The sequence below is a fragment of the Paracnuella aquatica genome, assembly GCF_003332885.2.
Classification (GTDB): Bacteria; Bacteroidota; Bacteroidia; order Chitinophagales; family Chitinophagaceae; genus Flavisolibacter; species Flavisolibacter aquaticus.
Genome location: NZ_QOWJ01000001.1, coordinates 618,840 through 643,368, shown reverse-complemented (window position 1 = coordinate 643,368; position 24,529 = coordinate 618,840). Strand labels below are relative to the sequence as shown.

The 24,529-nt window shown below is 47.1% G+C and carries 16 protein-coding genes; 8 read left to right on the top strand and 8 right to left on the bottom strand.

The genetic code is table 11. From position 1 onward, the window contains the following. The first annotated feature begins 27 nt into the window (after window positions 1–27). The 5 genes from DRJ53_RS02795 to DRJ53_RS02775 are packed head-to-tail and all read left to right on the top strand — an operon-like array spanning window position 28 to window position 6,000. Window positions 28–1,008: a glycosyltransferase family 2 protein gene (locus DRJ53_RS02795; RefSeq protein ID WP_114234039.1), complete on the top strand. Its 981-nt coding sequence runs from the start codon at window positions 28–30 to the stop codon at window positions 1,006–1,008. Between the two features lie 33 nt (window positions 1,009–1,041). Continuing rightward, a complete protein-coding gene (locus tag DRJ53_RS02790) occupies window positions 1,042–2,325 on the top strand; it encodes a glycosyltransferase family 4 protein (RefSeq protein ID WP_114234038.1) in 1,284 nt (427 codons plus the stop codon). Continuing rightward, window positions 2,322–3,578: a hypothetical protein gene (locus DRJ53_RS02785; RefSeq protein ID WP_123893320.1), complete on the top strand. Its 1,257-nt coding sequence runs from the start codon at window positions 2,322–2,324 to the stop codon at window positions 3,576–3,578. The genes DRJ53_RS02790 and DRJ53_RS02785 overlap by 4 nt, the downstream gene beginning before the upstream one ends. A 59-nt stretch (window positions 3,579–3,637) precedes the next feature. Beyond that, window positions 3,638–4,828, top strand: a complete 1,191-nt coding sequence (locus tag DRJ53_RS02780; RefSeq protein ID WP_114234036.1) for a glycosyltransferase — start codon at window positions 3,638–3,640, stop codon at window positions 4,826–4,828. Then, window positions 4,825–6,000 carry a glycosyltransferase gene (locus tag DRJ53_RS02775; protein WP_114234035.1) on the top strand — a complete coding sequence of 392 codons (1,176 nt, stop codon included), beginning with the start codon at window positions 4,825–4,827 and terminating at the stop codon, window positions 5,998–6,000. The genes DRJ53_RS02780 and DRJ53_RS02775 overlap by 4 nt, the downstream gene beginning before the upstream one ends. Before the next feature lie 42 nt (window positions 6,001–6,042). Here DRJ53_RS02775 and DRJ53_RS02770 read toward each other — a convergent pair whose 3' ends face one another. The 7 genes from DRJ53_RS02770 to DRJ53_RS02740 all read right to left on the bottom strand — a co-directional run bounded on the left by DRJ53_RS02770 (window position 6,043) and on the right by DRJ53_RS02740 (window position 13,471). Further along, window positions 6,043–7,185 (bottom strand): glycosyltransferase family 4 protein, encoded by a 1,143-nt coding sequence (locus DRJ53_RS02770; RefSeq protein ID WP_114234034.1) that lies wholly within the window; start codon window positions 7,183–7,185, stop codon window positions 6,043–6,045. A 54-nt stretch (window positions 7,186–7,239) separates the two neighbouring features. Next, window positions 7,240–8,145: a glycosyltransferase family 8 protein gene (locus DRJ53_RS02765; RefSeq protein WP_114234033.1), complete on the bottom strand. Its 906-nt coding sequence runs from the start codon at window positions 8,143–8,145 to the stop codon at window positions 7,240–7,242. A 54-nt stretch (window positions 8,146–8,199) separates the two neighbouring features. Next, on the bottom strand, window positions 8,200–9,198 hold the full coding sequence (locus DRJ53_RS02760) for a hypothetical protein (protein ID WP_123893318.1): 999 nt from the start codon (window positions 9,196–9,198) through the stop codon (window positions 8,200–8,202). 64 nt (window positions 9,199–9,262) lie between these two features. Further along, window positions 9,263–9,775: a VanZ family protein gene (locus tag DRJ53_RS02755; RefSeq protein ID WP_162303789.1), complete on the bottom strand. Its 513-nt coding sequence runs from the start codon at window positions 9,773–9,775 to the stop codon at window positions 9,263–9,265. 129 nt (window positions 9,776–9,904) lie between these two features. Beyond that, entirely contained in the window at window positions 9,905–10,840 is a 936-nt protein-coding gene (locus tag DRJ53_RS02750) for a glycosyltransferase family 2 protein (RefSeq protein WP_114234030.1), read from the bottom strand. A 232-nt stretch (window positions 10,841–11,072) separates the two neighbouring features. Further along, window positions 11,073–11,972 carry a glycosyltransferase family 2 protein gene (locus DRJ53_RS02745; RefSeq protein WP_114234029.1) on the bottom strand — a complete coding sequence of 300 codons (900 nt, stop codon included), beginning with the start codon at window positions 11,970–11,972 and terminating at the stop codon, window positions 11,073–11,075. A 17-nt stretch (window positions 11,973–11,989) separates the two neighbouring features. After that, a complete protein-coding gene (locus DRJ53_RS02740; protein ID WP_162303788.1) occupies window positions 11,990–13,471 on the bottom strand; it encodes an oligosaccharide flippase family protein in 1,482 nt (493 codons plus the stop codon). 910 nt (window positions 13,472–14,381) lie between these two features. Here DRJ53_RS02740 and DRJ53_RS02735 point away from each other — a divergent pair. The 3 genes from DRJ53_RS02735 to DRJ53_RS02725 all read left to right on the top strand — a co-directional run bounded on the left by DRJ53_RS02735 (window position 14,382) and on the right by DRJ53_RS02725 (window position 23,082). Then, window positions 14,382–20,777, top strand: a complete 6,396-nt coding sequence (locus DRJ53_RS02735) for an Ig-like domain-containing protein (RefSeq protein WP_114234027.1) — start codon at window positions 14,382–14,384, stop codon at window positions 20,775–20,777. 311 nt (window positions 20,778–21,088) lie between these two features. Then, entirely contained in the window at window positions 21,089–21,940 is an 852-nt protein-coding gene (locus DRJ53_RS02730; protein WP_206609706.1) for an ABC transporter permease, read from the top strand. 113 nt (window positions 21,941–22,053) lie between these two features. Further along, on the top strand, window positions 22,054–23,082 hold the full coding sequence (locus tag DRJ53_RS02725) for a glycosyltransferase family 2 protein (protein ID WP_123893316.1): 1,029 nt from the start codon (window positions 22,054–22,056) through the stop codon (window positions 23,080–23,082). A gap of 332 nt (window positions 23,083–23,414) precedes the next feature. Here the strand turns inward: DRJ53_RS02725 and DRJ53_RS02720 are convergent, their stop codons facing one another. Beyond that, entirely contained in the window at window positions 23,415–24,362 is a 948-nt protein-coding gene (locus DRJ53_RS02720; RefSeq protein ID WP_114234024.1) for an arginase, read from the bottom strand. Between the last annotated feature and the right edge of the window lie 167 nt (window positions 24,363–24,529).

Sequence of the window (24,529 nt, the reverse complement as noted above, 5' to 3'; positions counted from 1 at the left end):
AACGCAAAATCGGAAGCAGTGTAAGCCATGATGGTGTGCACTGTTTCCGGATTTTTGCACGTTTTAATCCACCACTTACGAAAGGATATGGACCCACAAGCGTTATCCCAAAAGGATGGACTTTATTTGGACCAGATGTTAACTGTCATTATTTCTACCAAAAACAGGTGGGAAGATTTGAACAGGGCATTACAAAGCCTGCGGTCGCAAACGCTGCCGCACCAGGTAATTGTGATGGATGATAATTCGGACGACAGCACATTTGAGAAAACACAGCAGCTGTATCCGGAAGTAAAAGCTTTGCGTTTCAACGAATCGAAAGGCTACATTGTACGACGCAACGAAGCGGTGCAATTGGCAACCACGCCCTATGTCCTTTCCATTGACGATGATTGCATTTTAGAAAGCCCGGAGATTCTTGCGCAAATAGCCACCTTTTGCCAGCAAACAAAATGCGCGGCCGTTGCTTGGCCGTATGTGGATGTGAACACCAACAAAAAGGTCGAAAGCATTTCGCCGGACGGCGGATTGTGGCAGGCCTGCACTTTTAAAGGATGTGCTTTTGTGGTGCAGCGCGAAACATTTTTACAACTCGGTGGATTTAGATCTGTATTGGTACACCAGGGCGAAGAAGAAGATTTTTGCATTCGTTTACTTGATGCAGGTCACCCCGTATTGCTTGGCACCGGCACTGCGATATCGCACTACGAATCGCCAAAGCGCAGCTGGAAGCGGATGGACTATTACGGCAGCCGCAACCTAATGCTGTTTGCTTTTTTCAACGTACCCACCAGCGTGTTGCCCATTCAATTGGCCGGCAGCGCGGTAAAATCAATCTTATTTGGCTTTAAAATAAAACGCCCATACGATAAAACGCGTGGGGTGTTTCATGGTTTTTCCGATGGCTTTAAATTGATGCGGGAGCGAAAGCCGGTTTCGATGAAAACCTACCGGAAATACCGCGAGTTGAAGAAAAGCTATCAAAAGCTTGCAGATATTAATGCTTAATACACTGAACAAATAAGAGAGGCCGCCACCTGAATGACCCAAGCCGACATCATATCATTTCACCCTGGAAGACAACACAATTTTGAGCAGGCAGTGCAGCTGCACCGGCTGTTCAATGGTTTTCGTCATGTTACCAGCTTGCATTTTACAGCGGCGACGGTAAAAAGTGTCAGTAAATATTCGAAGAAAATTGGCGGTGCTTTAGAAAAACGTTCCTCGGCATTACCGGGAAATATTGTTCATGCCATTCCTAATCATGAACTAGGCTTATTGCTGCAGCGGGCTAGGGGTAAGGCTTTGGGGCCGCAGGATTTTGTGCGCCGCAACGAACAATTTCAACGCTCTTTATTGCGCAGGTTTGCCCCGCCCAAAGTTTGCATCGGGTACGATACTTCGAGCTGGCTAGTGTTCAAGGCATGGAAAGGAAAATCGAAGTTGGTGCTCGACCTTTCGATTGCAGTACCGCAGTATAAAAAGACCTTGGCGGCAACCTTGGGTGGCAATACCCAAATGCTCAACAACCTGACGCAAGGCGATGAACACCTGTATAGTAGTTACGAAAAAGAACTGGACCTTGCCGATGTTGTGTTGTGCGGTTCGCAGTTTGTAAAAGATTCCTGTTTGAGCCTCGGTGTGCCGGAAAAAAAATTGAAGGTGCTGCCGTATGGCGCTGATCTCGAAAAATTTAAAGCAGCGCCTAAGTCGTTGCAAAAAGATGGCGATAAGACAAAAATCGTATTCGTCGGCTCGGTTAACTACCGAAAGGGTGCAGACATTTTACTAAAAATATGGCCGGAAATAGCCGCGGCTTTTCCCTCTGCTGAATTGCATTTTTTTGGTGGCGTTTCCATTGATTTGCCGCAAAATTTACCGCAGGTACATTTCCACGGCTTTGTGGCACAAAAGGATTTGGTGGCCGAGATGCGCACCGCCCAAATTTCTGTGTTGCCTACTTTTTTTGAAGGCAGCTCATTGGCCATTTACCAGTCTATGGCAATGGGCCTGGCTGTGGTAACTACGCCCAATGCAGGCAGCGTTATTATGCATGGGCAAAATGGCCTGCTTGTTCCATACGGCTCCGAAGCAGCCCTGAAAGATGCATTGTTTCGGGTGCTAGCCGACGCCGATTACCGTGAAAACCTCGCTAATGCGGCGCAACGGGATATCCAACAATATACCTGGGAAAACTATGGCGTAAACCTAGCCAATATCATCACGAATGAATTGGGACAGGGAGTACGTCTCAAACATTACCCGGAACCTATTGCCAGCAGCGCATCGGCCGGCATGGGCGTGAAAACAGTTGTAGCAAAATGATCGAACTATTCTTATACTTTTTCCTGATCCTGTGCATCGTCCTCCTCGTGATGGTGATCGTCACGCCTAAACTGATCCTAGAGTTTCCATACTTCCTGAGCGGGATCTTTTTCGTCTTTATCGTACCGCAGGCAATCATATTGTACAATCAACCATTCCTGGTTCCTAACGGTGTAGCCACCACGCTTTTTGCCATGTGCTTTTTTTGTTTAGCCATGGGTGTGCTGGGTTATTATTTTGCGCCTAAAATATCCATCACTCAATACCTCGACCGGCCGCTTATTGAGAAAAAGGTTTTTCAGCTAGGTGTGGTCTACACCTTTATCGGCCTGATGTTTTACATCCTGATCTGGCGAACTTATGGCGGTTACAAAGAAGCCGGCGAAGAGGCGCCAACACAGGCTACCGGTGCCATTACCATTTACTTTTTCATCAGCCAGCTGGCGCATATTGCCTTTCCTATTTTTCTGTACCTCACACTGCGCAGGCCAAGGCCGCTGTACATCATTATGTTGTGCGTTGCGGCGTTCCCATTTTTATACATGATCCTAACGGCTGGCCGTCGCGAAATATCGGCGCTGTTTGGATTGTCCATTGCCATGGCCATTTATTATCGGTATAAAATTGTGCCGCCGCGGTGGGCTGTTGTGGGTATGCTGGTTTTTGCCATGCTTATTATTCCGGCCACCGGCGACTACCGTTCGCTGGCCGACAAAGAAGGGCCGGTTGCTGCATTGAAGTCGTTGGACCTACAAAAAAGCTTTTCAGATTATTACAACAAGGGCGGTAAATATCTTGAGTTGAAGGTTGCTGCACATATCATTGACAGTTATAAATTTTCCGGCAATTATTCTTACGGCGCAGGTTATTGGGACCAAATCGTGTTTCGGTATGTGCCGGCACAAATTGTTGGAAAAGAGGTGAAGGAGGCACTGTTTTTTGAGAAAAAAGGCTTGCAATACCGCAACGGTTACCGCATGCCGCTTGGTTTAACCAGCACCGGCATCGGCGATGCTTATTGGCAGTTTGGTTTGTTGGGTTCTATTTTTTTCTTTTTTATGGGCGGCTTTTTTAAATCCATTTGGAGTTTTTCTTTACAGACCGATAACCCGCTCATTCAAACTTTTTATACGCTTTGTGTGGTCAATGCACTGATTTCGGTTACGCATGGTACCATCAATTTTATACCGGCCAGTTTGTTTGGTTTTATGTTCCTGTTCTTTATCAGCAGGTATGCTGCGGTGAAAGATTAAAGGGCACTTTGAAATGAACTGCTGTTGTATTGCTTACATCCTTTCCATAAAAACAACTAATGAAAGTTGCAATTCTTTTCGACAGATTTGGACCCTACCATATAGCCCGGCTGAAAGGTGCAGCAACTTATGTTGATGTTGTGCCCATTGAAATATTTGGCGAAACCAGCGAATACCAATGGGATAAAGTTGCACCGAATGGACTGAAAGGTGTCATTACATTATTCAACAATCGTACAAAAGAACAGGTAAAAGCACCTGAGCTTAAAGCACGGATTTTTGAAGTGCTCGACCAGCAAAAACCTCATGCCGTTGCCGTCAATGGTTGGTTCGATCGATCTGCACTCATTGCCTTATACTGGTGCAAAGTGCGGAAAGTGCCTGCAATTTTAATGTCGGAAAGTACGGCCACCGACGACAAGCGGGTGTGGTGGAAAGAGTGGATTAAGAAAAATGTCGTGTCGCATTTTGCTGCTGCCCTTGTGGGCGGACAGCGCCATGCGCATTACCTCAATCTGTTGGGTATTTCTTCGTCGAAAATTTTCTTTGGATACGACGTTGTAGACAATGACTATTTTAAAAACGAAACAGAAAAGATTCGTGCAAATGAAACAGCGGAACGCGCCAAGCGTAAGCTGCCCGAAAACTACTTCCTTGTAGTGAGCCGTTTTATTCAAAAAAAGAATTTGCCGTTTGTGATTGATGCCTATCATCAATACTTCTCGAAAGCCGGAGCAGCCGCTTGGGACCTCTACATCCTGGGCGATGGCGAACTAAAAACCGCGCTGCACAGCCAGGTGGTGCGGCTAGGCCTGTCCGGCAAAGTGCATTTTGAAGGATTTAAGCAATACGGTGAGTTGCCGGCCTACTTCGGTTTGGCCAAAGGATTGGTGCATGCTAGCACCGTCGAGCAGTGGGGTTTAGTGGTAAACGAAGCGATGGCGTCCGCACTTCCAGTGATCATTTCAAAACCTTGCGGCTCTGTACCCGAACTGGTACATGACGGCATCAACGGCTTTGCTATTGATCCGTACAACCAACAGCAATTGGCCGATATCATGTATGGATTCTCCAACGGCACTTACGATTGGCAACAAATGGGGCGGGAAGGACAGCGCATCGTTTCCAATTTATCCCCTGATACTTTTGGCAAAGGTATTCGCGATGCAGTGGCCATTGCTGTCGAAAGCAAAAGCAACAGGCAACCTGCCGGTGCTTCATTGTTACTTAAACTTTTAGCCGCCCGATGAAGGTTTTATTATTGAGTTCCACTATTTCTAATTTGGGGGGCGGTGTAACGGAAGTAAAACGCAGGGTTGCCCAAAGCCTGGCAGCCATGCCCGGTGTAGATGTTTCGGTAATGGGACTGGAAGATGCACAAACGGAAAAGGCCTTGCCCTTATGGCAGCCGCTGCAACCGCAAACTTTTCCTACCATCGGGCCCAAAGCAATTGGCTATTCGCCCAAACTTTTAAGCGCCGTAAAAAGCAGCACTGCTGATGCCATTCATTTGCATGGCATCTGGCAATATCCTTCGTATGCTGCGCTAAAAGGCGGCAAGCCTTATCTAACTACTGTGCATGGCATGTTAGATAAATGGGCGATTAACAACTCGAAATACAAAAAACAAATAGCACGCCTGCTGTATGAACAAGCAGCTTTGAATAAGGCAGCTTGCCTGCAAGCCTTCAACGAACAGGAATACGCAGACATACGCGGGCTGGGCCTGAAAAACCCGGTGTGCATGATACCGAATGGTGTGGACTTACCGCAGGATGTTGCGGCCATTAAGGCCGAAAAACCGATTTGGGCTGACGTTATTCCAGCCGGTAAAAAAGTGATGTTATACCTCGGAAGAATTCATCCGAAAAAAGGCTTAACCAACTTAGTCATTGCCTGGAAAAAGGCTATCGATACGCAACCTGTAGCAATGAAAGATTGGGCGCTGGCAATAGTTGGGTGGGACCAGGGTGGATATGAACAGGAACTCAAGCAACTTGCAGGCACATTGCAATTGCAAAATGATCTTTTCTTCTTAGGCCCGCAGTTTAACAGGGACAAACAAAACGCATTTGCACATGCCGATGCGTTCATCCTTCCTTCATTCAGCGAAGGCCTGCCGATGGTTGTGTTGGAAGCATGGTCGTATCAATTGCCTGTGCTGATCACAAACCATTGCAACCTGCCCGAAGGATTTGCGCATGGTGCTGCCATTGAAATTAAACCCGAGGAGCAAAGCATAGCAGAAGGTATAATCCAAACGACAACGATGCAGAGCGATGCTTTGGCAGCGATGGGTGCGGCCGGTTATGACCTGGTACAGCGCAAATTTGTTTGGTCAAATGTTGCGCAGGAATTACTGGATGTTTACCGATGGATCAGCAACAATGGGCCAATGCCGCAGCATGTGCGGCTGAAATAAATGAAGTAAAATTTACGCCTTCGTTGATCTAAAATGAACACGTTATTGTTTAGAAACAACAGATTTCTTTTGCCCACTTGCCGCTTTCGATTCACCGGATATTTGTTTAAATAGCGCTTCATACTGGAGCGCTATTTTGCTGGCGCTAAACCGCAAATTGTAGCTTTCACGCACTGATTGTTCCGTAATGTCTTTTTGCAAGATGCGCTGTGTTACATCGTACAATGCGGCGCCAAACTTTTCTGGGTTGGCTTGCGGCACCAGTTGGCCCAATCGTGTATCGGAAAGAATTTCAGGGAATGCACCGGCTTCGGTGGCGACAATTGGCCGGCCGCAACTCAATATTTCCAATGCTGCCAGGCACTGCCCCTCGATGTTTGAACTAAATGCAAACAAGTGGCAGGAAGCAACGGCATCCATCACCTTTTCGTTGTTGATGCCGCCATGAAAAGTTACATGCTCTTTTAGTCCAAGACTGTCGGTAAGCGTTTCCATTTCGGCTTGCAGGTGGCCGGTACCAAACAGTTGCAGATGCGTTTTTTGCTGTTGCAACAAAGTGCGGTACACCTTGAACGACTGTAGCAACAGCGGAATGTTTTTGTCTTCAACCAGGCGTCCTAAAAAGCCCAATTGAATCACGTCATTTTTTGGGAAAGGTGCCACCGCTGCCGGCTCCTGGGTAAGATATGGCAACACATTCACGGCTCCCTTATAACCAATTTCGCGTAGGTCGCCTTCAAATGCCCCGGCCTGCACCATTACATGATCAAACAACTGCAGCATCTGCAATGCTTCAGCCCTGTCGGCCGCCTGTTGTGGTGGCGTGGGCCGGTAAGGTGTAATAAACACAAACTTGGTGTGCGGCCCTGCACTTTTGCGCAGCGGCGCCAACATCTTTGATGGAATGGCATTACCAAACACAACAATGTCGGCCTTTTTTACTTCCTTCATTCCTTGTGGCAACATCACCCAGTCAGGAACATTCCACCGGCAGCCCCATTGCCAAAAAGATCGGATGATCTGCACGTCTGCGGCTTCAATCGAACGCAACAATGGGTTAGGTGCACCCCAATACAAAAGGCTGCAGTGATGCCCTTTTGATTGCAGGAAAACTGCCAGGTTTTTATATAATGTTTCTATTCCGCCAATGGGAGCAAAACCCCGGGAATAAAAAAGAATGTTCATGATAGGTAAATTAATGACCGCATTTATTTGGTCGATTAAGCAGGCTTTATTTAATCAAACCAAACTGGTATAATCAATTAAAAATTCCTTGAACCGGGTACGGGTATGCCGCAGCAGCGACGGCACTTTGAAATCAAGATACATTGGCTGCTTGGCCCGCGGCGATTTATCAAAGTACTCTTCGTACAAAAACCTGAGCCGGTTTGCACAACCCAATATCCAAGGCTTGTGTTGCGTGGTATAATGAATGATCACCTTGTCTTCCAGGAAAGCCGCAATGTCTTTTTTCTTCAGCTTTTTCGGAATGTTGTAAAACGTCAGGTTGTAGCGGGTGGGCAAATGATACCAGTTGCCAATCAAAATTGCATTGAGTGCATCCTGGTCCACCCATTGAATTTTTTCGGGAAATTCATTTAAAAATGCAATCGCTCTTTCCGATACCCGCTGGCTGCGCCACTGCGGCAGGTTCATCAGCAGGATACCTGCATTGAAGCACTGGCCATCTTTTGGAATACCCAGTTCGGGCCGGGCGGGCATTACTTCATCTAGCACCGCTGCCACCGGATATTGGCTGATGTCGGTATTGTATAGTTGCGACAGCTTGCCAATTACAATAGTGTCGGTATCGATGTACAAAAGTTTTTCAATATGCTTTGGAACAAGAGCCGGGAAAAACAGGCGGTAATAGGTGGCAGGAGAGAAGTGTGAATTTTCAGGGATTACAAAATTATCAACCTGGCTGGCATCGATGGTGTAGTAGTGAATTTGCGAATTGTTTTGTTGTACAAAAGCCGCGATCTCATTTAGTTCCGCTGCATCCACACCGGACGCAATGGTGTGCAATGCAAAATTGCTTTCCTTATTATTTTCAAAAATTGAGGTCAGCAAAACATAGAACGGCGTGATGAAATTTTGGTCAAAAGCCAGCGCCAAATGTATTTGCTTGTCTTGTGTTTCCATTTCTTGTCTTTTTACCCGGATCAGAAAAAATCCGGGTTGCACTGTTTATTAGGGTTAGGGTGTTTGAACTATTTTTTTTACTAAGGCTTTGGATCTGCGTTCCAGTTGACCAATGCCCAACAGGGTTTTGAACCTTGCTTTTTCAAAAGTGGGCCTTGACTGCCACTGCACAAATCTTTCATACACCGGGCCTGTGAGGACTTCTTCCCAAATGGTTCCAATATGTCCGTTGGTGTACATCACTGCTTTCTTCAGTCCGTTGGTCACCAGTTGTTCGTATAGTTTTGTATCCCATTTCAATTTCAATACCGCGGCTAGCACTTCTTCCTGCGATTTAGCCAGCAGGTAATCTTCACCCGGAACGCCCACCTGGCTAAAGGCCGAATCGTAGCCGCCGATGAACGGGATCCGTGCATGCCATGCATTGATCAATTTACTTGGTGGCTTGGTGTTGTGTGGGTTTGTGTCAAAACTTCGGATGCCAATAGCCACGTCAATGCCACTCATGTCATTCCAGGCGCCGTTTTCACGGGTAATGAATTCAAGTCCATGCGGCCTGAACAACTCCTGCCATTCTTCTACCGAACCTGCAAGGTTTCCGTTCCAAATCTGGCCTACATAAGCAACGGTTTTTACGCCGCTGCGTGCCGCATCGCGTTTAACCAGGTAAGGCTGAATCCAATGCGGAATATAAGCACAGGCGCTTTCCAACTGCGCCTTATTTTGCACAATATGATAATGCGCCCAGGGCCGCCGCGGAAAGTCGGCCTGGGTACAAACAATAAATTTAGCACTATCCCCACCCAACTCATACAACTGCGTTGAGTGCACGATGTTAATTACGCCATCCATCAATTTGTTGGAGCAAGTAACACGCAGGTTTTTACGGGCCTTTAGCAACAAATAGGTTTGAATGCTCCAGCACCATTCAATATTCCAGGTATCAATTAAATCCAGCGGAATATCCTCACCGGGCGGAATGTTAAGCCGTTCGAAGCCGGCGATTTCAGCATCGCTGCAATTGATCAAGAAATTAAATGTTACACTACTCATAAGGAGGATGTTCTATTGAACCACCGCACTATTTGTATTTTTTCGACATTAATTTAGCGCCGTTTTAAAACGCTTCACCATTTAGATCTTTCGATACATGATCTCGAAACAGCAAATTCCTAAAACCATAAAGGCATAGATATCCCAAAGTTCCGCCAATCAGGTTGAAAATTACATCGTCGATATCGAATACACCAATTTTTAATACAAACTGAATCAGTTCCGCCATCAAGCTAAATGCACCGGTGAACAACATAATCCCTTTTAAGCTTCTGACAATGGGCAGTATAATGGGCGCCAAAAAACCAAATGGCATGAATAACAGGATGTTGCCGATTATATTGCGAAAAGCCAAGTAGGTGTAGCCCACTTTGTTTTCCGCACCAAAATTGCCACTGATGATGATGGATAAGGTTTGGTAGGTATGTTTCATGGGTACCCAATGCACAATGCGCTTGTCGAAATATTCGTCCCGCACCGTTCCGCCAACACTTACAAAAAGAAACCAGCTTAACAAGAAAAGGTAAAAAATAAATAATACCCAGGCCCTGGCTTTGGCCGCCTTAGATATTACCATTTTTAAATCCTGCATACATCTTGCTCATAGGTTTTAATGCAATCGTGGTGCGCTATTTTCGGGTTTCACTTGTTCAACCTCAGCTTAACAACCTCCACTATAAACAATAAGCCTGCCTGATTGTCCTGTTTAGTAAATTTCACTCAATCTTTTTTTGCTAAACAGCTTCAAATACAAGTGTAAGGGCACATGTTCCTTGCGAATGATTTGAAATGCCTGCGCCATCAGCTTCCAGTTTTTCTTCAATTTCCGCGACAGCACGCCTTTGATAATCACCTTGGAGCAAAACAAGGCCTTTACAGAAACCAGCCGGTCCATTTTTATTTCCTGCAGATCGAGCTGCAGCTTGTTGTGCTTTTGTATGTTTTTATAAAAACGGTATTCTTCGATATAATTGCCGATGTTTTGCATGATCTGCTTGGTGGACTGGTTGGCGTGTATCCGGAAATAAGAATACACTCCGGGCACAATATAACAGTCGCCCACCGCCAGGTGCCGCAGCCACATATCCCAATCAGTGAGGTAATGAAACTCCGGATTAAACGGGCCCACAAACATGTTGGCTTTGCGGATCATCACCGTGGTCGGTTCGCCCAGCCAGTTTACGCTTTTCAAATTATCCGCAATAACCATTTTGCCGGCCTGCAGGTGGTGAAACGGTAACACCCAGGTGTAATTCACTGCGCCAAAAATGCCGCGGTCGGATGTAACCAGCGAAACATTGGGGTGCGCTTCCATCACGGCCACAAATTTCTCCAGAATCTCCGGGTGAAATTTATCATCCGACATCAAGAACTTGATGTACTTGCCCTGTGCCAGTTCGAGGCAACGATTGAAGTTGCCCACCATCCCCAGGTTTTTTTCGTTGAGGTGGTACTGGACCCGAGGGTCAGAAAGGTATTGCTGCACCAGCTCTTGCGTGTTGTCGGTCGATTGGTTGTCGACAATCAGTAATTCGAAGTTGGTATAAGTTTGCGCCAGCACGCTTTCAATGGCTTCTTCCAAAAAAGCCGCACTATTATAAGTGGGCACCAATACAGAAACTAAGGGTTCTTGTAGCTTCATAACGTAGGGCTATTATCGCCAGTCGGGATTAATGTTGGTAACTGTTTCGGTTTGCCCGGAAATTGGAGTGCAGGCTTTTGTTGCGAAGCGCAACTGAGGATATTAAAGAAGTACGCTGTAAATCGTTGCGGCACAAATGTATAAAAATTATGCCCACGAACTTTTGTAAAGATTATGGCACTAACAAGTGCACTTCACTTTGTATCAAAACATTGCACCGGTTGATCAAGAGTTAATGCAGTCGCAACCGGTCCGGTATCAGCGCATCTTTCCAACCGGTGCGCAGCGCCACATACGCTACCTGCCATTGCCGCACTTTCAATTTGCACAACAACTTTAAACCAATCTTTACGAGTGTAAACGATTTGTTTTTGATCTGGGCTTTGGGGTTGTATGCCGTGTCTTTTATATAATAAGGTTTTACCGTTTTGATGGATTTAAAAAAACGATACTCCTCGAAATACAAGCTATAGTTTTGTTTTATTTTATTGGATGTTTGCGATCCGTGCATGCGGAAATAGGACAGGGGCTCGGGTACAAAATAACAATCGCCAACCGCGAGGTGGCGCAGCCACATATCCCAATCGAGATAATAATGATATTCGGGATTGAACAGGCCCAGGTCGAGGTTCTTACTACGGAACATCACTGTGGTTGGTTCTCCAATCCAGTTCCAGTCGTTCAGGGTTGAGTAAATGATCTTTTTGCCTTCCTGCAGGCCTGCAAAAGGCGTTTCAAAAACTTTGGTCGTTCCCTTTTCGGTTAGGAGATAGCGATAGGATGTTACCAGCGCCACGTCCGGGTTGTTATCCAGCACTTCCACAAAGCGCTCCAGTAAATGCGGATGAAACTTATCGTCGGCCATCAGGAACTTGATGTACATGCCTTTCGCCAGTGTCAAACACCGGTTGAAATTGCCCGACATCCCGATGTTTACCCTGTTGCGGAAGTACTGCACACGGGGATGGGTGCAATATTTCGCCACCAATTGCGGCGTCGCATCGTCCGATGCGTTGTCCACAATGATTAATTCAAAATCTGTAAAGGTCTGGTCCAATACACTTTGAATCGATTCGTCAATAAAAGCAGCAGCGTTGTAACACGGTATCAATACTGAAACCTTTGGTTGCATATAAAGGGTCAGATTTTTTATAAATATAACAGCTTTCTTTTGATACTATCGGGCATAAACTCAACAATTTCCTTCTTCAGAAAAGCAAACCAAATAAACAGGGCAAAAAGCAATCCCGTGACGGTTCCAATCGCAATCAGGTTGATCCAAGTGACGGGCATGCCTTTCATCAGGTAATTGCTGGCCATGTACACCAATGTACCAAAACTGCCGACCGCGAATAGCGGCAACAGCAATGGTTTCCAGAGGTAATCCATCATGCTGATGTTCATATATTTCACCGCGGTGCGGGGCACGTACCAAAGCGAAGTAAGTGCACTGGCAATGATGGTGGCCCACAGAATGCCCTGGATGCCATACATCTTACCCAGCCAAAACGTGAGGCCCACATTGAAGGCGGCTTCCACCACCGACACCAGCGTAAAGCCTTTTACAATGCCTGCACTGTTAAGGCAAACCGAGCTTACGTGTAAAATGCAATGCAAGATCATCAGGCCAAGCGTTAGCAGCAATATTTCGGTGCCGGCAAAAAAGGAAGCGCCCACCCAAAGCTCCATGAACCATTCGTTCAAGATCAGGATCATAAAGGCCGCAACCATCACACATGCGGTAGTGATCAGGAGCAGCTTTTGGTGTACCCGCACAAAGCGGTCGCGGTTTTCTTTTTCCGAAATTTCAACCAGTGCAGGGTAGGTGTTGTCCGTGATGCGGAAAATAAGGTCGCGGCAAATCTCCGGGATCTTTGCCGTTAGCATATACATGGTTACTACCGATAGCGACACCAGCGTACCGATGAAAAACCTGTCGGTAAACATGATGAGGTAAACGGCAATGACGTTGAGGAACATATAAAAGCCAAAGGAAAAAAGCTTGCGAACCAGCTCACGGTCGAACAACTTGATCCGGATGCGGAGGTATGGATAAAACTTGCGCAGCAAAATCAGGGTAACGGTTACCGAAATGAGCGTTCCAATGATATTGGTCATTACAAACGACCATAGGCCCAAACCAAAAGCCAGGAAAACAATCGGTAAAATCTGGTTGAGCATATTTACAATAAAGCTCATGGTGTTGGAAAGCACCAGCCGCTGGTGGGCAAAAAAGATGCTGCTGAACACCTTTAGCGGAAACTGCAGCGCAATAAAAATACTGAGGGTATAACCAATGGAAACCGCCACACCATGGAGTTCGGGCTTCATGTCGAAAAACCGCGGGATCATCGGCGCAAAGCTTAACCCGATGATCAACACCAGCACACCCAACGCCGTATATATATAAAAGGCCGTGGAAATAATCTTGTTCATGTTGTGCTGGGCATCTTCATCGTTGCCGCGGGTGGTGGCCAAAAAACGGCTCACAGCGGCGCCCAGTCCAAAATCAAGCAGCGAAAGATAACTAACGATCTGGAACAAAATGGTGGAGAGCCCGTATTCTTCCTTATCCAAAAACTTCAGGACCAGGGGTGTGGTGATCATAGCCATGAGCATGGAAATGATCATGAACGCCTGTGAAGTTAAGGAGCCTAAAAACGAGGACTTTGCTCTCGACATTATTTTCAAGTTTACGAATGGCCAGGGGATAAGGGATTTTTGCAACCAGTAGGAAAGGAAAAAAACTGCTGGTGATTTCACCGGTCCGAAAGGCAATTTGAGGCGCCAATTTAGGAAACCAGCATCTGGTTGTTGAATAACGGCGGGCAAGTTAACTAAATAAATTTATTCCGCTATGGAACTTTTAGCCCCTGTCTCGCGTTATATTTTAATTTTTATTGATATAAACAGCCATTAATACCGAGATGCTGTAACGTCGGGAAGGTCGATGTAATCAGATTGATAGTTATTTCATTAGGAAAAAAATAGCCAAGTTCCAAAGAGTTCAAATTTTACGGGAGTATATAACGGTTATATATAAACGAAATTAAAAGGTATGAATAGCAAAATTGGAATCTCAATATGTGATGAAAATCAATCTGATTTTCATCACATATCAGAAACTGCACTGGGTGCGGCTTTTGTGGAAATGCTGTAGCGAATTCGCCACAAAAAATCATCCCATAATTTTATGCACTGCATTAGTAAAAGTATTTACTTAGTAGGGCTTAAGGCTATATATTTCATTTTAAAAAAATAAATAAACCTCATTGTTTATTGGCATTCTTTTCGGTAGCCTTGTGCAAATTTTACAGGATTGAGCCGTTTTTACAAAACGTACTATGACTGTAACAGTTGATCGGGGTTTAATTCGAAAACAGATTTTTTGTTTTTTCATTAGCGTCGGCAAGTAGTAATCCAGTATCGTATTAGAAAAACCGTATCCAAAAAATGGCGTTTGCAACCTAATCCATTGCAACCCACAACTTACAGCAAGGCCCCTTAGGCGGCTGTAGGTATCCAAGTAAAACCGTACTCTATGTATCCTATGAAGCAAAAGGTGCAATGCACATACCTGTGCATGCTCACCCTCTTGTTGTCGATCTGCACAACAGTACAAGCTCAAACGCAATTACCCGCACTTGCTCGTTTCCAGAAGCCGTCTGGTGTATCTGCACCCGGCGAGTCGTTTGCTCCTCCCTTTGGTGGCAGCCCTTCCGGCGATGCACCACAGGTGGCAGAATGGACCCGCACCGCAGGCCCCGATGAATCAGTGATCATGACCGGTGTATCTTTTTCCCGCCATAGCGGCACCGACGCAGGCAAAGACACCCGCTTTACCCTCTACAGCGCATCCGGTGTGCAGGGCGATGCCCAGATCCAGCGCCTCGATGGCGATCGTGCCATTGTAACCATTCCACGCACCATTCCCTCCTGGGGCATGTACCTGATGTGGCCCGGCAACGATGCAGGCTATGGCACCCCCATTGCCATCAACAAAACAGATGCCTGGTGGGTAGGCCCAGACAAGGCAACGCGTGGCGCCACCATATCGGTGTACGGCCGCAACCTTTCCCGCGGTGGTGATACCACAACGGCTTATGTATATGTACGGAGCAAATCATCCGGTGCAGGCCAGTGGGCATCGGTAAAGCGGGTGAACCCTTATAAGGTAGACTTTGTAGTGCCGGACGGCTTTGCCAACGGTGAGTACGAAGTGTGGGCACACAACGGCCACGGTGGCGACTATGGCTGGGGCAACCCCATCAACCTCACCATTTATGATGGCGTAAAATGGACCGGTATTACCTATAACGTCAAAAACTATGGCGCAAAAGGCGATGGTGTCACAGACGACACAAAAGCCATCACCAGTGTAATTGCATTGGCAAAAAATAACCCAGGTGCTACACTGTACTTTCCAGCCGGCACCTACATTGTAAACGGCATCATGGAAGCCCACAGCAACAACCGCTGGCAGGGCGAAGGCCGCGATCGTACGTTTATTAAATGCGGTCCGACGTTTTCTTCTCCTTATGCGTTCTTGTTTGGCAACCCAAGATTCTTCGAACTCAATGACCTGACCCTTGATGCCAACAGCAGCTACCGCGGCAGCACGGAAAAGCCGATTTACCTGGTGGGTAGCCAGAATATCTGGATGACCAATGTACGCCTGGCGTGTAAAAATTATAAAGTACTTGATATCAACAACGCCAAGTATGTATACCTCACCAACGTTGAACTGATTGGCCAGCACACCTTTTTGGGAACCGCTTCGCAACTGTTCATTGATCGTTGCGATTACCGCATGACCAACGATACCGACATGGCCTGGCACTCGTGGGGCGCAACCGGTGTGAGCATGACGAACTCAACTTGTAAAGATTACGACAACTCAAACCAGTACGATGGTACCGGTTGGGGTAAAGGCCGTTTTATGGCATTCCTTGGTAACTGGGGCTCCAGCAAGTGTACATACCTGGGTCACAATACCACTACCGATATGACACCGCGGTTGTACGACACCGACCAGAACTCCGGCGAGCAGTTTCTCTTCGAGGGTTTTGTGGGTGTATGGAAAGGCAAGGCTAATTCATCTACAACAGAAACTACAACCGTAAGCGGCTGGACCAACACAGCTCAAAATGCATATTATCTCATCGTAACCAGCGGCCGCGGCATGGGCCAGTCGCGCAGGATTACTGCTAACAATGGTGGCGTCCTTTCGCTGGATGAGCCATGGAATGTAATTCCTGATGCAGCCAGCACGCTGAGCATCGGCATGGTGTCGGACCGTACTGCCATTTATAAAAACTTCCTTGATGGCAAGCCATACGCGGTTACCAACAAAGACCACGTAGCTGCTGCAGGCGTACAACCTTATGGCAACTCGTACAACTTCATTGTTGACAATAACACGTTTCACCAACTGCGCCAGGGCACTGCCAACTGGGCGCAACAGTCCAATTCAGCTTGGCCGGTAGGTGCAAATTATTTTACCATTTACACCAACAATAAATACATCAACTGCCGGGTGGCCATTCAAAATATCATGGATGTAACGAACCCAAGTGGCATCGGTATTTTTGGAACCATTTACCGTAAAAATTATATTCAAAACCCGACGCTGGCGGCTATTGAAAACACCCATTACAATTTTACGCCAGCGATCACGGATGGTGCGGTGTATGAACACAACAACATACAGGGAACACCCATTGGGTTTCATACCGAACGGCCCGGTGCCATCACCAACCAGATTTTTTACAACAATACATTCCGTGGTAATGGAACGGGGTATGGTAAAGAGGTAACCGCAAAACTGGCCCTGCGTGGCAACAGCTTTGAAAATTTTGCAACTACTTTTTATTTTACCCGCACAACTAATGATTTAAATTCTACGCAAACATTGGGCGGCGTGTTGGAAGCACCGCTGCATGTGGTGGACCTTTCCGCACCAACCGGGTCCGACACAGCAAAGGGTTCGTTTATATTGTGGAACAGCGGTACTGCGCCACTTTCCTGGACTGCACAAAGCAACGCCTCATGGCTACGCCTGGGTCAAACCAGCGGCTCCATCGAAGGTGAAAAAGCACTGTCCAACATTCCACTTACCGCCATTGCCCGTGGCCTTGCTCAGGGCAGGCACCGTGCCGAGCTAAGCGTAACAACAGGCGGTGTAGTGAAAAAATACACCGTGTGGCTGAATGTGGTTGCCAGCACTACCGTGCCCAACCAGGCACCTACTGCTCAGATCGTGTCGCCCGCAGCAGGCAGTGCCTTTACAGCACCTGCCAACATTACCATCGCAGCAAATGCATCGGATGCGGATGGTTCGGTACAGCGTGTTGAGTTTTACCAGGGTAATGTAAAGATTGGTGAAGATTTGTCTGCACCATATACCTTCCAGTGGGGCAACGTAGCCCAAGGCACATACATGCTGAGTGTAAAAGCAGTAGACGACAAAGGTGTAGTGGGCACTTCGCAAAGCATGCAGGTAGTTGTTAGCGCAGCGCCTGTACCAAACGTTGCTCCAACAGTAATCCTCACCGCACCTGCATCGGGCAACCAGTTTATTGCACCGGCCACGGTAAGCCTAGCCGCGAACGCTGCCGATAGCGACGGCACTGTCGCCAAAGTTGAATTTTACCAGGGCAGCACCAAAGTAGGTGAAGACCTATCCGCACCATATACTTTCTCAGTAAGCGGTCTGGCTGCCGGCAGCTATGCATTTACGGCACGTGCCATTGACAACGATGGCGCAGCAGCTACTTCGCAAAGTGCAACCATTACGGTAAATGCGCCGGTTAAAGTGGCACCAAAAGTTTCAGTGAGCACCAGCCAAACATTGGCTACACAGGTAGCGCCTGCATCATTTAAATTGATAGCAACAGCTACCGACAGCGATGGCACTATTACATTGGTTGAGTTTTTTAACGGTACCCAAAAGATCGGCGAAGACAATTCGGCGCCTTATGAAATGACATGGAGCAATATCGCCGCAGGCAGCTACAGCATTACTGCAAAAGCAACCGACAATGACGGCCTGACTGCAACATCTTCGGTGCTCCCACTGAGTGTGCAGGCCGCACCGCAGGCGCCTAGTGTTGCATTGACCGCACCAACTACTGGTGCCAACATCAATGCACCGGCAACCATCAGCATTGCAGCCAACGCAACAGACAGCGATGGTGCTATCGTCCGAGTGGAGTTCTTTGTAAATGGTAATAAAATAGGCGAGGACACAACGGCTCCATATGCATTTGCATGGTCGAATGTTGCAGTAGGTACATACGCTATCACGGCGAAAGCAACTGACAACAGCAATCTGTCAGCCACTTCTAATTCGGTTTCGTTAACTGTGGCAGAAAAACCAAACGTAGCGCCGGTTGTTTCATTAATCGCACCTGCTGCCGCACAAACTTTTACAGCTCCGGCAACGATTGATTTGTCAGCCACCGCAACAGACAGCGATGGTACTATATCGAAAGTTGAATTTTTTGCGAACGGAAATAAAATAGGTGAAGACCTTACTGCGCCCTACACTTTCCAGTGGATTGGTGTGGCCCAAGGCACTTACACCATAACCGTAAAAGCAACGGATAATAAAGGCGCAATAAGCACTTCGCAAGCCGTACAAGTGCTTGTGAACCCGGCACCGGTTGCGAAAGTAGTACCGACAGTAAGCTTGACAGTTCCCACTACAAACAGCACTTTCGCTGCACCAGCAAACGTTACGCTGCAAGCAAATGCTGCTGATACGGATGGAACTGTTGCTAAGGTGGAATTTTACCAGGGCATCAATAAAATCGGTGAAGATGTTGCCGCGCCTTACACATTTACACTCAGCGGACTTACCGCGGGAACTTATTCCTACACAGCTAAAGCAATCGATAACGATGGCTTGACCGCGACATCGGCTACCGTAAATATTATAGTAAATGCGGCACCGGTTGCGCCAGTAGTGGCCATCACTGCGCCGGTAGCCGGAACATCGTTTACTGCGCCGGCCACCATCAACATCGCAGCCAATGCTACCGATGCCGATGGTACCATTGTCCTGGTTGAGTTTTTTGCCAACGGCAATAAAATAGGAGCAGCCACTGCAGCACCGTACAGCATGTCATGGACAAACGTTGCGCCAGGAAATTACAGCATTACGGTGAAAGCTACGGACAACAGCGACCTCAGCACCATATCTGGCAATACAGCGATCACTGTAAATGCGCCACAAAAAACGGCACCTGCAATTTCTGTTACAGCTACGTCGGTAACTGCTGATGCCATTGCGCCGGCCACTATTAAAATAGATGCAACAGCTACCGACAACGATGGCACCGTTGCTAAGGTTGAATTTTTTAACGGCACACAAAAAATAGGAGAAGACCTGGCCGCTCCTTTTGAAATGGCCTGGAGCAATGTAGCTGCCGGCACCTATAGCATCACAGCAAAAGCAACAGACAACGACGGACTGAACACTACATCCAGCAGCGTTTCAGTAACGGTGAAACACGCTCCTGTGGCTCCGGTCGTAACGCTTGCATCTTCAGCCAGCAGCATTGCAGCACCGGCTAGTGTAACACTTACCGCTAATGCAACTGACGCGGACGGCTCTATCGTTAAGGTGGAATTCTTCAGCGCCGGCAAAAAACTGGGCGAAGCTACAAGAGCGCCATTCCAATACAAATGGACCCTTTCACAGGCAGGCACGTACACCGTAACTGCAAAAGCAACGGACAACAATGGCTTGACTGCAACATCAGAAGTAGTAACCATTATTGCTACCAAAAAGAACCAGGCTCCTGAAGTAAGCCTGACCAAAACGCAAGGCGGCAAAACAGGCTTGTCATCGCTGGCCGAATCAGTTTCACTGCTGGCCCTGGCGTCCGACCCTGATGGTTCCATTACTAAAGTGGAGTTCTTTAACAACGGCGTGAAAGTGGGTGAAACAGCCACCAGCCCTTATGTGTACGAAGTGAAAAACCTGCAACCCGGCGTACATAATTTCACTGCGAAGGCAACGGACGATGGCGGTATGGCTACCGTATCGCAAGTGGTGGCACTGTCCGTGAGCAAGCCCGCACCAGTTGCACCGGTAATTTCTTTGGGTGCCAATAAAACAGCAGCCAAAACCGGAGAAAAAATCACCCTGTCGGCAAAAGCATCTGACAGCGATGGCTCGGTAGTGAAAGTTGAATTTTTCAACGGTACCACAAAGTTGGGCGAAGACCAGACTGCACCATTTGAATGGACTGCGCAATTTGCAGCAGCAGGTGTTTATAAGATCACTGCTAAAGCAACTGACAACAGCGGCATGACTGCAACTTCGAACGTAGTGACGCTGACCGTAACTACGCCGCAGGTAGCGCCGGTTGTGGACGTAGTCAACCCAATTGCCAACAGCGTGTACGTGTTGCCCGCCACCATTTCGGTAGCCGCTAATGCAACAGACAAAGATGGCGCTATAGTAAAAGTGGAATTCTTTGCCAATGGCGAAAGGATCGGTGAAAGCAAAACTGCTCCTTTCCGCATCGACTGGAAAGCGGAAGTTGGTGGTACATACCAGATAACCGCCAAAGCGACCGACAACCAAGGTCTTACATCCACTGCAGCGGCGGTGTTGGTAACGGTGCAAATGAGCAATACTGCCAACCAACCGGGCCACATCAAATCGTACCCGAATCCATTTAGCAACCAGGCAACATTGGAAGTGGCTGTGCAGGCAAAATCATACGTGGTGGCACAATTGATTGCGCCGTCAGGACAAGTGATCACCAACATCCACCAGGGCATTCTGGAACCGGGTTTGGTGCATAAGTTCAATTTGAATGGTACCGGACTACCCAACGGTGCATACATCGTTGCCATCAAGTTGAACGACGGTGTGACCTTTTTCGATAAGATGATTTATCAGAAAGTAGTGATTGCACGTTAAGCATCATAGTTGAAATAACATTACAAAAAAGACCCGCAGCCATTTACTGCGGGTCTTTTAATAACTGCCTTTACAAAACATGAACAATAAAAAAAATGTGTTCATGTTTGAGGGTTATCTTATTTTAGTGCCCGATTAGCATGTTGCAACATTTGACTGTTTCAATGCTGCATAATCGGCTGAAACACATAAATATTTTTTCCATATTACCCTGATCATCCTGTCAACGAAAACGAATTTTACTAACACCAAAACTACCAGGCCCGCCGCTCTTTTCTGGCCGGTTGGTTATTTCAAAATAATACATGCAAATGCAACAAGAACGGGTGCAATGGAACTGGGTTATCAAGCCTGAAACAAGCTGGCTGGGCGCAAGTTTCAAGGAGCTGCTGCAATACCGTGATTTGTTGTCGCGTATGGTACGCAAAGAGTTTTTGTTGCGCTACCAGCAAACCCTGCTTGGGCCGGTGTGGGTGGTGATACAGCCACTGCTTACCATGGCTATTTACCTGGTGGTGTTCAACAAAGTAATCGGCCTGTCCACGCTGGGTGTGCCGCCGGTGCTGTTTTACCTCACGGGCATCAACCTTTGGAATTTATTTTCCGATATTTTTAACGGCACCTCCGGCACATTTGTAGCCAACGCCAATGTTTTTTCTAAAGTTTATTTTCCAAGGCTCATTATTCCCCTTTCAGTAGTGGCGCTGCACTTGTTGCGGTTTGCCATTCAAATGGGTTTTCTCATTTTATTTTATTTATACTTTTTCGCAACCGATCGAATTGAATTTTCGGGGCTGCAGGTATTGTATATCATCCCCGCGGTGATCACTGTTTCGGGAATTGCGTTGGGTAGCGGTTTGATCTTTTCAATTTTAACCGCCAAATACCGCGACCTGTCGAACATGATCGGCATCATCAACAGCCTGCTGATGTTTGTTTGTCCTGTGTTTTATTCGCTGTCAATCGTTCCGGAAAAAGTAAAGTGGTTGGTCGACATTAATCCCTTGTCGGGCCAATTCGAATTGTTCCGGCTGGCAATTTTGGGAAAAGGCATGGTGGGCACCGGGCAGGTATTGTATGGAATTGCTTTTATGGTGGTGATATTGCTAAGCGGTATTTTATTTTTTAATAAGACCGGCGACCGGTTGATGGACGTTGTGTAGCGCATAATCATTTTATTCTGCTTCACCGTTTAGAATAAAATTGTTATTACATTAATTTTTTTTAGGTTGGGTTTATATTCAAATTGCCTGCCTTCTGGAATAAAATATTTTTAGTGGAAAGAATTCCGTCAACGCCTCCTTCGATAGATCCTGTTGCGCCGGGTGTGCACCGGCCGAAGATATCGGTAATGGTACCGGTATTTAATTGCACCGAGTATATACAGGAGGCATTGGAAAGTGTGTTGCAGCAGGGCTGGAGTGCAGAGGACATGCAAATTGAGGTGATCGATGATTTTAGTACTGATGCCGATGTGGAAGGATTGGTGCAGCGGGTGGGTGGTGGCCGTGTGGCTTATTACCGCCAACAGGCAAATGTGGGCAGCTTATGGAATTTCCAAACGTGCATCCAACGTGCCCGCGGTCATTATGTTCATATTCTCCATGGAGATGACAAAGTGCATCCCGGCTTTTACGATACGATGATGGGAATTTTTGAAACTTATCCCGAAGCCGGCGCGGCATTTTGTGCATTCGACATGATGGGCCCTACCAGCGAGTTTTTTGCCACCTCCGGTAAAATGGAGCCGGAACGCGGCATCATCAAAAACGCTCTGTACCGCATGGGCAGCAAGCCCTGGCTGCAGTACGCTTGTATGGTGGTAAAACGCGAGGCGTACGAGCAACTGGGTTCGTTTTACCTGGCCACTTATGGCGAAGACTGGGAAATGTGGGTGCGCATCGCGAAAAACTACCCGATCGTGTATACGCCGGAAGCGCTGGCGGTGTACCGGGTGCATCCATCGTCTATTACCCGCCGCAGCTACATGACCGGCGAAAACATCCGTGATCTGGCAAAAGTGATCAAACGGATTGCGGAGCACCTGCCGAAGGAGCAGCAAAAGCAAGCCGCTACGGAAGCCCGGAAATACTGGGCTTATACCTCGCTCAATATCTGCTATAGTCTTTGGTACCGCACCCACGACAAAAACGTGGTGATGACCCAAATGAACGAAGCCCTCAAGTTGTACCGCGATCCTTTTCTTACCTGCAAATCATATTTTATCCGCATGATCATGATGATGCCCAAAACCTGGCTGCCTGCCATGCGGGGTGCTTACCGGAAAGTTTGGTTTGGGGAATAGGAAATTAAGTAAATCTGTATTTATACTCGTTGGTGTCGTTCAACTCTTAGTACGAAAGCCTACATTGTAAATGTCTCACTGTCGGACTCTGAAACCCAAAAGCATATACAGGTCTATATTCACCCAGCAAAGAATTAATTGAAATCCCTTTATAAAAAAGCAGGTGTCACTTATGGGACACCTGCTTTTTTGTGATCGATGAAAAAATCTGAGAACATTGGAAACGAAAATTCTTTCGACCAGAGCGTCAAATTTTCACAACGATTAATAAGAAGTAAATCTTTGTAAATGTATACAAATCAGTTTCTAGAGAATTATTCATAATTCATTTTCTAACTCATCATTAAGACATTCACACTTCGCTGAAGGATATTAAATGCGATCTCCGCCATTAAATTTTCCTTGTCCAATGTTGGGTTTACTTCAGTAATTTCTAAGCAGCAAACTTTCCGATTTTGCATCAGTTTACTCACCAAATCCTCAGCCTCACGTTCCCGAAGGCCGTTGCCTACCGGAGTGCCGGTGCCTTTTGAAATGGAAGAATCCAGCGAATCCACGTCAAAAGAAACATAAATATCGGTGCAGTCGCTCAGGTAGCGGTTTACGGATTTAAAAACGTTTTCCACGCCTTTGTTGCGCACCTCCTTTACCGAGATTACCCTGATGCCGTATTTCTCAATCAGTGCCCGTTCTTCTTTTTCATAGTCGCGCAGCGCAATGAACACAACATCTTCCGGCAATACTTTTGGCGATACATTTCCTACGTTCTTTAATCGGTTCCAACAGTCAATCGTTTCGTCGTCCAGTTCATGCACGGCCGATTCCAGGTTGTCTTCAGCCAGCGCCGCCGCCAGCGGCATGCCGTGCAAATTGCCCGAAGGCGTAGTGTACGGCGTGTGCAGGTCGGAGTGGGCATCAATCCAAATCACGCCCAACTTGCTAGCCGGCTTGGCTGCTTTGATGCCGGCAATCGTGCCGCCGCTGTTGGAGTGATCGCCGGAGATAACCACCGGGAAAAAGCCCTGCCGCGTGGAGTCCTGAACGGCTTTGCTTATTTTTTCATACATCTGCAACACACCCTTGATGCGCTTGGCATAAGGCGATTCGATGGGTTCGTACAGTAATTTGTTTTCGTGGGGAATTTTTTCGCTGGGAAAATGAATAAAAAACGAGCTCATGAAGTCGAGTGAGGCAATCTTGATGGCTTCGATGCCCAAAGATGCACCCCGCGTACCTGCACCGATCTCCGATGGCACCTCGATAATCTTAATGTTTTTCATGCAATCATTTTCGTTCACAAAAGCAGGGCGCCGCGCTGTATGGCCCAGGCGGCTGAATTTGAATTAGCCCTCTAGTTGACATCCAGCCTGCAATATCCGAAAATCGCCCCAGCCAACTCTTGCCGCCTTATTTTAATAATATAAAATACAACAGCGGAAATCCGGCC